Here is a 14,284-nt window from a genome sequence, read left to right as displayed (position 1 = left end):
TCGGTTGCGCGACTGACCGCCTACCGTGGGACCATGGGCGAACGACGAGCGGACGAGAACGGACAGCCCCACCAAGATGCTCCGACGGGCGGTGACGAGACCACCGAGGAGCAGCTCGAGGCCGACAACGCGGTCGAGGAGGATTCCCTCAAGACCCTCGACCCCGACGCGGCGCCCGCCTGAGGCTCAGCCCGCCACGATCTCACGCCGATGTATCACGGCGCGATCCAGACCTCTCATCCTCCACATGAACAGCACTCTGAAACTCATCCTGTCGATCCTCGGCTACGTGCTCGGCGCCGCCGCGGGGATCACCGCCATCGTCGTGGGTGCCATGCGATCGCAGGCCGGCTTCATCGTCATCGGCATCGCGTTCCTGGCCGCCGTGGTCGTCGCGTTCATCGCCGGTGCGACCGCGACCCCGCAGGGATCCGTCTCCGGTCCGAAGTACGGCGGCAAGTTCGTGCCGCCGGACTGGGCGTGGTGGGTCGCTGCCGGGATCCTCGTCGTCGGCTTCGTCATCGGCGGCATCCTGCTCGCGATGTGAGCACTGGCGCCGCGCACGGCGAGTGGACAGACTGAGCGCATGCACGGCTTGCGCGCCTGGGCCCTGTGGGTCGCCTTCGCAGCGATCCTGCTCGCCGTTCTCGCGTGTGTCGGAGCCGGGATCGTCATCTCGCCGGGTTCGCTCCAGGACCGCATCGGACAGCTGCAGAGCGGCTCATCGTCGGTCCCCGAGGGCGTGACCCCGGGCGATGTCCAGGGGCTTGCTCCCACCGATTTCGGCTCGAGCGCGGCCGATCCCCCGGGTCTCGCCATCCCGTATCTGGCGCTTCCGAACGGGCTGCTGCTGATCATCGTGGCGCTCATGGTGCTTCCGCTGCTCATCGGAAACCGGATGATCCCGCTCATCGGCGGGATAGTGAGCGTTCTCGGCGGGCTGGTGGCCGTCATCGGCGGTATCATCCTCGCGATCCTCGCGTTCGTGGCGCTGATCACGATGGTGTCGCTGTTCCTCGCCGCGCCGTTCGGCACCCTCGCCTACCTCGCGATCTTCGGGTTCTTCAATATCTGGGCGTCGGCTGCGGTTCTCGGGCTGATCATGTTCCTTCAGCTCGCCGCCATCGTCTTCCTGATCGTCGCCCAGCAGAGCATGCTCGGCAACAAGCGCCTCGTGTTCTGGCTGCTCCTGACGGTGCTCCTGACGCTCGTGATCATGATCCTCCACTCGATCGTGCCCATCATCCTGGTGAGCATCACCGACGCCATCGGGGCGCTCATCGTCGCGATCGTGGGCGTCATCTGGGGGCTGCTGATGTTCATCGGAGGCATCATCTCGCTCATCAAGCAGCTGAACCTCGGGCGCCAGGGCGGTGGCCCGCTGCGCGAGCGCGAAGCGGCGGAGCCGACGACCACTGGCGGCGCGACCACCCCCGGCGCGGCTCAGGGCTCGATGACCCGCACGGCGCACGGGGCAAGACCCGGGCACCTGATCGTGAGCTTCGTTCCCGGGTCGTAGATCGAGATCGCCTGGGGATCCGCACATGACAGACGGGATGCCGCGACCGGCTGCTCCGGATACTCCTTGCCTTTCGTCGTGATCTCGACGGTGGTCGGGTCATCGACACAGAGCACGATCTGCGAGGGATCGCGCAGCGGGATGTCGCACCGTCCGTTCGCGGCGACCACGAGAACGCGCAGCTCCTGATCGGCGCACGACGCGCTGCGGACATCGGCGAACCCGAGGGTCGGCCGAGGGACGAGCCATCCCAGCCCGCCGCCGACACCCCCCTGAGCCGCGCCGGCGTCGCCCTCGGGGCGCACGGCCCCGTAGAACAGCACGAGCACTGCCGCGACGGCGATCGCGACGAGGACGACGATCATCACCTTCACGCGTGCGACCCCTCAGGCGAGGGAGGCGGAGGAGAAGATGCAGGCGGGGATGCCGGGGCGGCGGGCGCGGGTGCCTGCGCGGCAGGCGCGGGCGGTGCAGCGGCGGGTGTCTCGGCCGGAACCTCCGGCTCCAGCGCTCCGGTCAGCACCGGCGCAGGCTCGCTCCCGGGGAACGACGGCTCCGGGGCGGTATCGGGCTCGCCCACCGGCAGCGTCGGGGATGGCTCCGGTGCCGCGGGCATCGGTTCGGGTGCGGCCGGTCCATCCTCGAAGACGACGTCGGCGGTGACGTGCGCGGGCTTCTCCTGCTCCACGATCCGCTCCACGAGCACCTGGTGCGCGATGGCCTCCTTGGGGAGCGCCACGACGACATGGAAGGGACGCGTGCGGCCCTTGGCATCCGGGACGTCCTCGTCGATCCGGATGCCGGACACCCCGGTCGCCCACTCGAGGGCCTCTTTCAAGCCCTGAGCCGTTCCCCGAAGACGCGACAGGTGTGCGGCGCCTGCGACGACCTGGCGGAGTCGCCCGACGCCCGAGTCGAAGCCTCCGGTCGTCTCGTCCAGCCAGCGAGCGAGGTCGACCCATCTCGCGAGGAACGGCACGAACCGGTCGGGCGTGAGCTGGGGATCGAAATAGTCGGGCAGCCGGCCGAGCACGTCTTCGACCGGATCCTGGAGCTGCGCCATCACCTCGAGCAGTGCGGCGATCGGGGTGCCCGCCACGATGGTGCGCTGGTAGACCTCGGGGAGCAGGGTCGCGATGCGGTCAGCCTGCATCGTCGTACCCGACCGTGATCTCGTGGGTTCCGGGGGCGAACAGCCAGTTCGGCGGCAGCGACACTTCATCTCCGAAGGAGGCCGGTGATGCCAGGCGCCACACCCGGCCGTCCCCGCTGCGGAAGACGCCGTCCGGACCGCCGCACAGCGCCAGCGGAGGGTTCGTGTCGCTGGCGGCCACCGTGTACAGCGCCTGGAACGCCCCGTTCGGGCGCAGCGGAAGCCCGCAGTCGCGCGTGGGAACCCGCCAGCTGCCGCTCTCCTGCAGCGGGTTGGCGACGGCGACGCCGGCGCGCTCGGTCGATGCGAGGACGGTTTCGCCGATGAACGAGATGTCTCGGCAGCTGCCACCGCTCCACTTAGCACCAGCGGGCGCCCAGCCCTTGGCGTCCAGCTGCACCGCCAGCACCTCGACCCGCGACACCCCGGCCCCTTCCTCGTCGCCGGTGGCGTACGCCCCCGCGTAGAGGTATCGCCGGTTGGCGATCTCGAGGGTGCGAAGCACCCGGATGTCCTGATCCCTCAGGCCGGAGTTGACGTAGGTCCCGGGGCGCCCCTCGTTGAATGAGACGAAGACGCCCTTGAGCTCCTGCGCGGCGGCCGCGACGCACAGCGCCCCCGAAGGATCGACCGAGGTGGTCACGCCGTAGAAGCCCATCGCGGGATTCTCGGCGACGACCAGGATGCGGTCGCCCACGGCCTCGCCCTGCAGCGGCTGGCGGTACAGCCCTGAGTCGGTCGCGAGGAACGCATGCGGCTGGCCGTCGATCAGCGCGAGCGCCACCTCTTCGACGTGGGAGTCGAACTCGCGGACGCGCGCCCACGTCTCGCCGTAGTCGAGCGAGACGTGGACGACGCTCGATTCGGTCTCACCGACACGCGCGACGGCGACGATGCATCCGGGTGCGTCCCGCAGCACCGCGACGCGTTCCACCGACTCGCCTTCGAACCGCGAGACGGCGACCCAGCCGGTCGCGTCGTCGACCGTGCGGAAGACCTGCTCGCCACTCGCCGCGAACCACGTCCTGCGCTCGTTCGGGTCGCGCACGATCGAAGGGACCACGCCGGGTACGTCCTCGACGACGAGGGTCACATCCGACACGTACCGCACGCCGCGTTCGCTCTGCAGCACGTCGTACACCTTCGCCACCCGCAGATGCTCGCCGAACGGCCAGCCGGTCTCGGTGCCGACCGGAACAGGCGAGAGCACCTGGTCGAGTCGCTCCCGGAGACGCTGCTCGATCGCGATGCGATCCTCGGCGCGGTGCACGACGACCGAGGCGCGCACCAGGATGCGTTTGAAGCCCGTCCATGAGACGCGCACCCGGGTGCCGATCGGCTGCCGGGAACGCAGGGCCTCCGTGAGGCGCTCGAGCACCTGCGGACTCATCGCCGCCGCAAGGGCGTCGCGGCTCACGTCCGTCCCGCCGTCCACCCCGGGGACGACGTACACCTGCACCTCGCCGGGTGTGGCCCCCACCCAGGCATCCGCCCTGGTCACCGCCCGTGCCCGCGACACACCGCCGCTGGCGGCCACGGCGAACTGCTCGTAGTCGCGCGCCGTCACGACGCGGTCGAGCGTGTGGATCGACTGCGGTCCGCGGATCATCGCGTTCTCGAGAGTCTCGCGGTCCCGTCCGCCGGTCGCCGCAACCGTGTTCGTCACCGTGACACCGGGGACGGGGTCTTTGAGCGTGGTCAGCGCGCCGGCGGCGACGTTCCCGTTCACCCCGCCGCCGTGGCGGTACCACGCCACGATTCGCCGTCCCGGACCAGGCACGCCCGCGAGCGCGACGGGCTGAGCCGTCAGCCCGTCGCCGCCGACATCGGCGATCTGCGCGGCCGGCGCGAACATGATGACACCCTCGGCCCGGTCGAGCGTATAGAGGTGGGACTCGGCCTCGGGTCCGGGCGGTGCCCCGAAGTGCTCGACCTCGGTCCAGATCCGATACGTGGCTCCCGCGAATTCGCGTGCCGGCTCGCGGTTCTCGAGCTCGCCGGGCTCTGCCTGAACGCCGACGACGAGATCGAAGACATCGCCGGTCGGCAGCGAGATCGGCGGGTGCGCCACCCGGACGAGCTGACCCGGCTTGCCCGTCCCGTCACCGAGGTACTCACCCTCGACGACCTCGCCCGCGTACGCCCGCACGGTCGCGCTCTGGGCACCGACGGCAATGCGGGCATCGTCCGCTGTCGAGAAGACGGGCGAGTCGGCATCCGATCGCGCCGTCGCCACGCGGCTTCCTCGCGGGATGACGATCTCGGTCGTCGCGGGGGCTGAGGCGGTGAAGACGAGATCGACGGATGCCGCGGCGGGAGGCATGACCCGAACGCCGATGAGTTCGAGGAACTGCACGAACGCCTTCTCGGGAATCCGGTTCACGCGGTAGAGCAGCGTGTCGGTGAGGTAGGCGAACACCTCCAGCAGCGTCACCCCCGGATCGCTCGGGGACAGATCCGTCCACTCCGGACTGCGCGCAGCGATCAGCGCCTTCGCATCCGCGACGAGCCGGTCGAAGTCGCGGTCGTCGAGGTTCGGGATCGGAAGCGGCAAAGTCACGCACCCCCTTGCAGCGGCACGGCCGCGACGAGCCGATCGGCCGGTCCGCCCAGCCGCGGGCGGTAGTCGAGCGTCACCTCGAGCCGGTCGGGGGCGTCGGGTGCGGGACCTGCGTCGACCGCGAGGATGACGACGCGGGGTTCGAACCGCTCGACCGCGCGACGGACGTAGTGGATGGCGAGACCCGCCGTCGTGTCATCGTTCGGCGAGAAGACCAGCCGGGCGAGGTCGCAGCCGTAGTCGGGCCGCATGATGCGCTCCCCTGGACGGGTGGAGAGCAGGAGCACGAGCGCCTGGCGGATCGCGTCGGCGTCGCGGACGAGCTCGATCCGCCCGTTCGGACCGACCGAGAGCCCGCTGAGGCCGTCATCGAGGTCGGGGTGGCCGAACCGCCATGCCGTCCACGTCGGGGGCCGACGTCTGGTCGGTACCTGGATGGTCATGGTGCCTCCGTCACGAGCGTCTGTCCGGGATGATCGACCCGGTACTTCACCAGTCCTTGCGGCGTGCCGTCGGTGAGCCCGGCAAGATCCGCCCGCACGACCGGCTTGCCGCCGATCGTCACATAGCCCGACTCGCCGCGCTGCACGTTCACCGTCGTCGTGCACGGCTTGATTCCGGGGCCGACGTTGGGGCACCCGCCGATCGAGCGACCGACCGGGTCGCCGTCCGTCAGCACCGGCCTGCCTCCGACGAAGACGAAGTCCTCGGGTGCGATGAGGGCCAGCTTTCCGATCTTGTGCTCGCAGCGGATGTCGGCATCCAGTGTCAGCCAGAACCACATGTCAGACCTGCTCCAGTTCGATCCGATCGGCCTGCAGCCGGAGGAGGTGCCCCGGGGCCTCGAGAACGAGGTCGCCGGCCGCATGGACGACGATGCCGGTCTCGGTGAGCTCCACCCGGCTGCCCCCTTTATTGGCGACGACGATGCTGTCGCCGTCGGCGCTCATGCGCAGCGACTGTCCCGTCGGAAGCCGCAGGCCGTAGACGCCCACCGCCCCCTCGACGACGCCGACGCCGGGCTCGCCGCCGTCGCTCGTCCGAAGCCCCCCGAGCACGACGCCGCGCCCGGGGTCGTGCGAGTCGTGCGCGATGACGACGCGATCGCCGATGTCGGGCTGCAGTGCGAGCCCCTTCGACTCACCTGCGCCCAGGGCGAGCACCGGCAGCCATTCCGATTCCAGCCCGTCGTACGCGGACAGCGAGACGCACACCCTGCCGCGTCCTTCGGGGTCGTCGATTCGCAGCACCTCCGCGATCGTGATAGCGGCCGATTCGCGCCCCGGGGACTCGTCGAGGCGACGCAGCAGCCGCAGGTGATCGGGCGGGGTCGTGGTGACGGTCGTGGTGTAGCCCCCGAAAGCGTCGATGACGTGATCGGTCGTGAGGAGGAGGAAGGTTCCGGATGCCGCCCGCGTGAACCCTTCGACGATGAGCGACGTCCCGGGGTCCAGGGTGGGGTCCCCCTCGACGACCGCCCGCAGTGATCGGCCGACGGTGCCGTCGTCTTCTGCGAGACCTCGCGCGAGGGCATCGAGGTGCGCGCTGCCCGCCGTCATCGCCCCGCCGAGCACCGCCTCGGTCGCGCCCGGCCCTGCCGCCTGACCGGATGCGGTGCCCGTGGCGACATCCCCCGTGACGGGATCCCAGCCCATCACCCGCCACCCGGAGCGGTTCGAGAGCGAACTCGCCGTCACGGTCGCCTGCAGCAGCGTCTCACGATAGACGACTGTCGCCTCATCCCCGGTCCCGGCCTCGTCGAAGAGCTCGAGCGTGTTCCCCGACCGGTCGACGCGCCACCAGAGTCCGGCACGCCGGGTGACCGAGGTCAGCAGGTCCAGCGCCGACCGGCCATCCTGCACGAGGCGCGGGATCCGCGGACCCTCGTCCGGTGCGCTGACCTGCAGGCCGCCGGCCGAGGCGAGTTCGCGGACGAGCTCCGCGACGGACACGTCGACGAAGACGCGCAGCTGCGAGTCGAAGCGCAGGCGGTGCGCGGCGTCCTGGCACCGCGCGGTCATCTGCAGGATCCCGTCGGATCCGAACGCGTGGTCGACGGCCACGATCTCGCCGGTGAAGAGCACATCCGAGAACCCGTCGACGGATGCCTCGACCGAGGCTCCGAGGGCGAGGAGGTTCTCGAGCGCCTCGGCATCGGCGGGATCCTCGAACGTGAGAGCGCATGCCGCAGGCGCACTGGCCTCCCGGCGGACACGGATGCCGGCGAGGAGCGCGACCCGCTCGGAGTCCACCTCGGCGCCGTCCACGCGCAGCGTCACCCCCGGAATCCGGGTGGGTCCGGAGGCTACTGCGGATTGCGCATCCGTCATCGGGGCTCTCCTGTCGGCAGTTCCTCGGGCGCGGGCGGAATGATCAGGTCACGGCCGGCTTCGGGCCAGATGACGTCGTCGAGCAGATTGACGTCGGCGATCCACCGCCACAGCGCCGAGCGGCCACCGAAGTATCGGGCCGCGATCTCGGGAAGGGTCTCGCCGCCGGATGCCGGCTGGTCGTCGGGTGACGGGCCGGCTCCGATCACGGCGTGGATGGCCGCCGGCGCAGCGGCTGCCGCCGCTGCCGCCTGTGCGTCGGGGATCGTGACGGGTATCGGTGTCTCGGGCGCCGGCGGATTGGGGTCGGGCACGCGGACCATGCGCATACTGAGCCACGAACGCCCGGGGGTGCCGTTCGCGTCGAACCTCTCGAATCGCTCTGCAAGTGCCTCGACCACGCCGAGCATGTTCCATTCCTTGCCGAGGACCATGCGCACGTGGGGGACTCCCCTCCCGCCCTCCGCAGAGTTCTCGGCCAGCTGCCACAGCGGCCGCGTGTGGTCGCGCACATCCCGCCGCGGGCGGGTCGGCGCAGGCGGGGCGGGCGGAGCGAAGTCCACATCGAGGAAGTCGGTGACTTCGTCCGTGGGGACCGGAGGGGCCGGGGGCGGAACGACCGGAGGCGGCACAAGGTCGACGTCGAAGAGCAGCTGCAGCTCGAGTTCGGTGCGACCGCCGCCGGTGTGGAGAAGCGGCTGATCGGAGCGGGACGGCCCCGTCGCGATTCCGGAGCCGGTGCGGCGGGGCGCGAGCCCGGCGATGCGGCGCTGCACGATGTGCTCGGGATTGAGCATGCACGAGATCCGCTCGCCCGTCGCCTCGACGATGAACGCGACCCGCTCCATCACACCCTCCGCTGCTCGTCGATGAGCACATCGGAATTGGCGGATGCCGACCATGCGAGAGTCCCACCGATGTCGGTCGACGGATCCGTCCAGCGCGGCGGCGGCAGCTCCGGCCAGGGCCCCGGCACCGCCGGCGCCGGCTTTGCGGCAGCCGGCTTGCCTGCGCCCGGCTCAGGCGAAGGTGAGGGCGACGGAGCAGTCGCACCACGGTGCTGCGCACTCGACCCCGCCGGTGCCGACGGGGTCGGGAACGGGATGGCCGAGTGGGCAGGAGGCGAGGTCCGGGCGAGGACGAGAGGCGGCCAGGGCGCACGGGCTGCTGCCGGGGGTGCGGGTGCCCCTCGGAGGATCGGCGGGGTGATCGCCGGATCCTCGGCCGGGAACGATGGGATGGATCGGACGGCTGGTGGTGAGGGCGCCGTCCGTGCGGGACTCGGCGTACCTGCGGGCGGCTGCGGGCTGGCGGCATCCGATCGCGCACGTTCCTGAGCCGGATACGTGCGGGGACTCGACGGAGGTTCGTCCGACCGCGGTGGAAGGGCGCCGCGTCGGGCCGAACGGACTGTGTCGATGGCGGGCTCGCGCCCCGGGCCCGCGTCCGGGGCTCCCTCCCGCCGCCGACGGAACATGATCCGCGGGGCTGTCACGGACGCGGCGGGGGGCGGGTCGCCGGCGGATGACGCCGCGCCTGTTCCGCGCCCAGGGGCGGCCGCGGGCTCGTCGTCCGGCGCATCCGGGTGACTCACCCGCACGAACGGCGGGGGCGATGCAGCCGCAGCCTGCTGTTCGCCCTCCTCGAAGGGCCATTCGATGTCCACCGCCGGGGTCGCCGGCACGTCGAGTGAGAACCACGCCGGATCCCGGGCCGCGACGTACTGCGCGAGCGCGGGGTCGACTCCCGCGAGCCGCGGGTCGGTCGGCGGAGCGGGTGCTCTCCCGCGACCGAACAACCGCATGCCGTCGGCGAGGGACTCCATCCCGTCGGCGAGGCGATCGATGGCGGTCTGGGCGGCGGCGACCAGCGTCTTCCAGAGACCCGGCCGACGCCGATCAGGCATCGCGCGCCCCGACCCTTTCGATTCCCTCGTACTTCAGTCCGAATTCCTGCACGTAGACCTCGCGTGCCGTCGCCCGCAGGTTCGCTCCCGTCCAGCGGGTGGGCAGTGCATCGAACAGATCCCACTGGACGACCGGAGTCGTTCCGCGAGAGTCGAGCAGGATGATCGACACCGCGTGGCGCTGGATCTCGCCGTGGACCGTCGCCATGAACCAGTCCCACAGCTCGGTCGTGCGAGTCAGTCCCTGGCGCAGGAAGATCTCGCCGTACGACGTGATCGTCGGAATGTGGTGCACGACCTGGGACTGCCCCGCTTCGCGATACTCGACGGTGTCGAGGATCACCTGCGGACCCGAGCACTCCGTGAAGTGCCCGACCGCGAGCCCGCTGATCATGAGCTTGAAGTTGTACGCCCCGAAGGGGTCCACCCATTTGCTCTGCGCGGCGCCTGCCGCCGGTTTGGGTGTCGCCGATGCGTCGCTCACTGTGCTTCCTCCCCGCCGGCTCCGCCGGCCGCGTACTGGCTGACTTTGAAGACGATGAACTCCGCGGGCTTGACCGGTGCCATGCCCACCAGAGCCGTGACGATGCCCGCATCGATGTCCTCCTGCGGGTTCGTCTCCTCATCGCACTTGACGAAGAACGCCTCCCGCTCCGTCGCCCCGAACAGCGCGCCGTCGCGCCAGAGCCGACGCAGGAACGCGCGGATGTCCCGGCGTATGGCGTTCCAGAGCGTCCGGTCGTTCGGCTCGAAGACGACCCATCCGGTGCCCTGCTGGATCGACTCCTCGGCGAAGGCGAACAGGCGCCGGACCGGCAGATAGCGCCACTCGCTCGCACTGCCCGCCAGCGTCCGGGCACCCCAGATCTTTATGCTCCCGTTGATGTTGCGGATCGCGTTGATGCCGGACGTGTTGAGGAGTCCCTGCTCACTCGGCGTGAGCGGGTAGGTGAGGTCGAGGGCTCCGCGCACCGTCTCGTTGGCCGGCGCCTTGTGGACGCCGCGACTCCCGTCCGTCCGAGCCCAGACTCCTGCGACATGCCCCGATGGGGGCGCGTCGACGATCTTGCCGGTGAGCGGGTCGGTGACCCGGATCCACGGGAAGTACACCGCCCCCCACTCGGACTGCCGCGGTGCCGCGCCTCCGCCGGAGGATCCCCGCCGTGGGGTCGCCGCCGCCGGCGGCGACTCCGCACCGCCGTCAGCCGCCTCGCCAGCGTCGCCCGATGACGACGCGGCTGCGGATGACGACGAGGACGAGGCCGTCGCGGGCTTCGTGAGGTCATTGAGATCGCCCACCGCGGCCGGCGCGTCGAGCACCGCGACCCGGTCCTTCATGAGTTCGCAATGGCTGAGAACGGCATCGTACGACGCCGCGTCGGTGAATCCCGGCGCTCCGACGATCGCGATCTCGTCGATGTGCTCGAGCGCAGAAATGCCCGGCTTGGACGGTGTGCCGGTCAGCGACCCGCCCGGACCGACGTTCAGCACGTAGCATCTCTGACCGCCGTTGAGGAAGAACCCGTGAACGGCGAGGGTGAGCGCAGAACTCGGTCCCTCGCTCGCGAACAGGTTCGTGTACTGCGTCCAGTTGTTGACGGCGGTCGGAACACCGGTGGGCGCATCGGCGTTGTCGAGCGCTCCGACGAAGGCGGCGACGTTCGTGCCGACGCCTTCGATCGGCCTGGTGCCCGCCAGGAGTTCTTCGACGTAGACGCCTGGGGTGAGGTATTGCGGCATGTATCGGCCTTTCTCAGCGTGTCGGTCAGACGGATTCAGGCAGGGGGAGCGTGAGATCCCCGAGGTCGCCGCCGGCGTCCACTGCGGGCGCGTCGACGGAGAGCATGATGGACGTGCCGTGGGCGGCGACACTCAGCGTCAGCGGAATGCCGGTGACCGTGGCGACCGGCAGACGGAACCGACCACCGTGGTCGGCGATCGTGGACTCCCCGGTGTCGGCGAGAGCCACGCGGGCTTCTGCGAGCGGGCGGCCGTTCGACGCCACGACCCGTCCCACGACGACGCGCTGCTGCGCGGGGATGACTCGCACCGGCTCGCGCACGAGCGGTGCCGTCGGGCGCTCGACGATCCGCCGTACAGGCACCCGCAGGATGAAGGCCGGCGCAGGCGGGCGGTCGAGTGCCCGCCAGAGCTCGAGACTCGGGCCTGCGGCATCCATCATCCAGTCGGAGTCCGCCGTCGCAGACAGCGCCAGCCCGCTCGTCATCGCGGCGGCGTCGAACACGGGCAGCCCGACCGTCGTCACCAGCAGATCGAGGGTCAGTTCGGCACTGCTGATGTGCCTCATGACAGGTCCGGCCGCCGGCGCGATCTCGAGCTCGAGCGGTCGCAGCAGGATGGCGCCGGCACCGGTGTGCTCTTCGTCGAAGTCGTGGACCACGGGAAGCTTCGTGACGGAGGTCGCCCAGTCCACGACCGGTTCGACGGCGCGGGCGAAGTCCTCCGACGGCTCAGGGTTCGGTGGCATACGCCCACAGCTCCATCGGCGTCGCGAAGTAGATCCAGCCCCAGAACCCGGGCACGGCCGACTTCGCAGGGGCGCGGAACCAGGCGGTGTCGCGCACCTTGGTCAGGCGCAGGATGAGACCGATCGTGATGGACCACACGCACTGGAAGAGGAAGAGGACCACGTAGCTGATACCTACGATGACGAGGAAGAGCGGTCCGAGAATGCGCGCCTGCAGCAGATGCACGCGCTCGTGGTTCCCGGATCCGCCGATGTTCACGGTTCCGAGCGTCTGCAGCACGTCCACCCCGAAGCCCGATGACCCGCGCGCCTTGTACGAGACCCAGTCCTGGCCGGCACTCTGCGACGTCGACGGAGAGCCGAAGAACGGATAGACGATGTTGCCGACGACCGCGCCGAGCAGTGTGCTGGGCAGGGCCCAGGAATTGTCCACCAGCAGCAGGAGCCAGCCGCTGGGCGTCGTGAGGTCGTAGCTTCCGAGAATGCCGGCGATGATGCCGAGGATGAGCGCCACAGCGCCGACGATGATCAGGACCCACGGGTTCCGCAGAGCCGGCCACAACGCGGAGGCAGCGAAGAGGGTGCCCACGCTCACGGCCGCTGCCAACACGGCGGTGACCAGCGTTCGCACGAATGTGTTCGACATCGGACCTACCCCACGCTCTACCCGCGACGCTGCGCCGAGGATCGTGCACCGGACCATTCCGGTGGCCCGTGGGATCAGCGAGGTCGCGCGCGTCGAGGACCCACCCGCGGCGCCATATCCCCCATGGTCACCACGGCCACACGGTACCAGGCGCCGGGAGGGCGCACCAGGGCGTCACCGGGACGAGGTCAGCCCCTGTTCCATGTGGTGAAGGAGACCGGGAACCCGCCACCGGTCGCAGGGCCGATGGTCATCACCGATCGTCGGTCTTGATCCGTGAATTTGACGCAGACGAACGTCGCCCGATCCGGCAGCAGCACGATGTTCTGCGCGTTGAGGTCGTCATACGAGGTCGCGGCCTCGCATGCCGCGAAGGTCGGCTGGTCGACCACGGCCAGTCTCGGCGGGCCCTGCCCGACAACGCCGAGCTCACCCGACCCGGCACCCTGATAGAAGAACACGTCCTCGCCGCCGCCCGCGCTGGGAGTCATGACCTGCTGACCCGTGTCCAGATCGAAGTACGTCCCTGGGGTCGCGAGGAACAGATCGCTTTTGAAGACGGACGGCTCCGCCACCGTCGTTGTGGGGGTGGGGGTGTTCGTGGGTCCAGGTTTGGGTCGGGTGAGGTTCCAGATCAGGATGCCGCCCCCGGCCAGCAGCAGCACCGCGACCACCGCGACGATCACGATCCACCACGGGAACTTGCGCTTGTTCGGCTCCGCCACCTGGAACGCGACCGTCGGACCCGACACCACCTGATCCGGCGACTCCTCCAACGCCGCACCCACCGCGAACGAGAACGCCCCGGCCGCCGCCTTCTCCGCCACCTTCACCGTGACATCCACCGTCGCCGTGCCCGCCACCGGCAGCGCCCGCTCCGACTCCCCCACCACCTGGAACCAGGCCGCATCCGCACCCGCACCCGGCAGCACCAGAACCCGAGCCCGCACCGGCCGACCCGTCACATTCGACACCGTGAACGACCCGCTACCCGACCGGGCGGCATCCAGCACCACCTGCGACGGACCCGCCACCGCGAACGGCGGCCCCTCCGGCCCCACCGGACCCACCGGCCCAAAACCCGCGTCACCCGACCCGCTCACGGCGTCACCGTATCATCGCGGCTTCGCTGAGGTTGCGACATGACGCCGGTGCCTACTGCCAGACCGTGTATGAGACATCGCGCGCCTGACTCCCATTCTGCGGTGCGAACTCCAGCACAGCCACGTGCTCTCTGCTGGTGAACGTGCAGACCCACGTCGTGCCCTGGGCATCGGGGATGTCCACTGAGGGCGAGAAGGTCGCGTCACGGCACGCCACGAAGCTCGGATCTGTCGTGAAGGCCACGCCGCGCATCGCGCCGGTCACGGTCGTCGGGCGATTGTCGGGCACCGCGATCAGATCCGCGTCGGACAGGGAGACGTCGATGATCCCATCACCGTCCAGATCCACGTCCTGAGTCGGCTGATCGAAGACGAAGTTCCCGGTCGTGAACACCGGCCGCGCCGCCTCGGTCTTCGTGGGTGTGGGGGTCGGCGCGGGTCGGGTGAGGTTCCAGATCAGGATGCCGCCCCCGGCCAGCAGCAGCACCGCGACCACCGCGACGATCACGATCCACCACGGGAACTTGCGCTTGTTCGGCTCCGCCACCTGGAACGCGACCGTCGGACCCGACACCACCT

At 70.1% G+C, this 14,284-nt stretch carries 17 protein-coding genes; 3 read left to right on the top strand and 14 right to left on the bottom strand.

Features of this window, described 5'->3' with window-relative positions:
• The first annotated feature begins 33 nt into the window (after positions 1–33).
• The 3 genes from ABD212_RS09680 (at position 34) to ABD212_RS09670 (ending at position 1,519) form a co-directional block, all read left to right on the top strand.
• Positions 34–183 (top strand): hypothetical protein, encoded by a 150-nt coding sequence (locus ABD212_RS09680; protein WP_344093851.1) that lies wholly within the window; start codon positions 34–36, stop codon positions 181–183.
• 64 nt (positions 184–247) lie between these two features.
• Entirely contained in the window at positions 248–547 is a 300-nt protein-coding gene (locus ABD212_RS09675) for a hypothetical protein (protein ID WP_344093849.1), read from the top strand.
• A gap of 39 nt (positions 548–586) precedes the next feature.
• Entirely contained in the window at positions 587–1,519 is a 933-nt protein-coding gene (locus ABD212_RS09670) for a hypothetical protein (RefSeq protein ID WP_344093847.1), read from the top strand.
• On the opposite strand, the gene ABD212_RS09665 is transcribed toward ABD212_RS09670, so the two are convergent.
• From ABD212_RS09665 to ABD212_RS09600, 14 genes are all read right to left on the bottom strand, one after another.
• On the bottom strand, positions 1,444–1,893 hold the full coding sequence (locus ABD212_RS09665) for a hypothetical protein (protein WP_344093845.1): 450 nt from the start codon (positions 1,891–1,893) through the stop codon (positions 1,444–1,446). The two genes, ABD212_RS09670 and ABD212_RS09665, sit on opposite strands and share 76 nt — an antisense overlap.
• Entirely contained in the window at positions 1,890–2,672 is a 783-nt protein-coding gene (locus ABD212_RS09660; protein ID WP_344093843.1) for a phage tail protein, read from the bottom strand. The genes ABD212_RS09665 and ABD212_RS09660 overlap by 4 nt, the downstream gene beginning before the upstream one ends.
• Positions 2,662–5,232 (bottom strand): baseplate J/gp47 family protein, encoded by a 2,571-nt coding sequence (locus ABD212_RS09655; protein WP_344093841.1) that lies wholly within the window; start codon positions 5,230–5,232, stop codon positions 2,662–2,664. Before ABD212_RS09655 ends, ABD212_RS09660 begins: the two co-directional genes overlap by 11 nt.
• Complete coding sequence (locus tag ABD212_RS09650) at positions 5,229–5,675, bottom strand: GPW/gp25 family protein (protein ID WP_344093839.1); 447 nt, start codon at positions 5,673–5,675, stop codon at positions 5,229–5,231. The genes ABD212_RS09655 and ABD212_RS09650 overlap by 4 nt, the downstream gene beginning before the upstream one ends.
• Entirely contained in the window at positions 5,672–6,016 is a 345-nt protein-coding gene (locus ABD212_RS09645; RefSeq protein WP_344093837.1) for a hypothetical protein, read from the bottom strand. Before ABD212_RS09645 ends, ABD212_RS09650 begins: the two co-directional genes overlap by 4 nt.
• A gap of 1 nt (position 6,017) precedes the next feature.
• Entirely contained in the window at positions 6,018–7,562 is a 1,545-nt protein-coding gene (locus tag ABD212_RS09640) for a phage baseplate assembly protein V (RefSeq protein WP_344093835.1), read from the bottom strand.
• The gene (locus ABD212_RS09635; RefSeq protein ID WP_344093833.1) at positions 7,559–8,410 is read right to left on the bottom strand and encodes a hypothetical protein; all 852 of its coding nucleotides are present in this window, start codon (positions 8,408–8,410) and stop codon (positions 7,559–7,561) included. The genes ABD212_RS09640 and ABD212_RS09635 overlap by 4 nt, the downstream gene beginning before the upstream one ends.
• Positions 8,410–9,468 carry a hypothetical protein gene (locus ABD212_RS09630; RefSeq protein ID WP_344093831.1) on the bottom strand — a complete coding sequence of 353 codons (1,059 nt, stop codon included), beginning with the start codon at positions 9,466–9,468 and terminating at the stop codon, positions 8,410–8,412. The genes ABD212_RS09635 and ABD212_RS09630 overlap by 1 nt, the downstream gene beginning before the upstream one ends.
• Positions 9,461–9,952 carry a phage tail protein gene (locus ABD212_RS09625; RefSeq protein ID WP_344093829.1) on the bottom strand — a complete coding sequence of 164 codons (492 nt, stop codon included), beginning with the start codon at positions 9,950–9,952 and terminating at the stop codon, positions 9,461–9,463. Before ABD212_RS09625 ends, ABD212_RS09630 begins: the two co-directional genes overlap by 8 nt.
• Entirely contained in the window at positions 9,949–11,208 is a 1,260-nt protein-coding gene (locus tag ABD212_RS09620; protein WP_344093827.1) for a phage tail sheath family protein, read from the bottom strand. The genes ABD212_RS09625 and ABD212_RS09620 overlap by 4 nt, the downstream gene beginning before the upstream one ends.
• Before the next feature lie 25 nt (positions 11,209–11,233).
• Complete coding sequence (locus tag ABD212_RS09615) at positions 11,234–11,956, bottom strand: hypothetical protein (protein ID WP_344093824.1); 723 nt, start codon at positions 11,954–11,956, stop codon at positions 11,234–11,236.
• A complete protein-coding gene (locus tag ABD212_RS09610) occupies positions 11,940–12,602 on the bottom strand; it encodes a hypothetical protein (protein ID WP_344093821.1) in 663 nt (220 codons plus the stop codon). The genes ABD212_RS09615 and ABD212_RS09610 overlap by 17 nt, the downstream gene beginning before the upstream one ends.
• 188 nt (positions 12,603–12,790) lie before the next feature.
• A complete protein-coding gene (locus ABD212_RS09605; protein WP_344093819.1) occupies positions 12,791–13,705 on the bottom strand; it encodes a hypothetical protein in 915 nt (304 codons plus the stop codon).
• Positions 13,706–13,757: 52 nt separating this feature from the next.
• Positions 13,758–14,284 (bottom strand): hypothetical protein (locus ABD212_RS09600; protein WP_344093817.1); only part of this gene is annotated, 527 nt, incomplete at its 5' end.

The organism is Microbacterium deminutum (assembly GCF_039530205.1).
Classification (GTDB): Bacteria; Actinomycetota; Actinomycetes; order Actinomycetales; family Microbacteriaceae; genus Microbacterium; species Microbacterium deminutum.
Note: the sequence above shows the minus strand (reverse complement) of the source record. Positions and strands in the feature narration are given on the sequence as shown.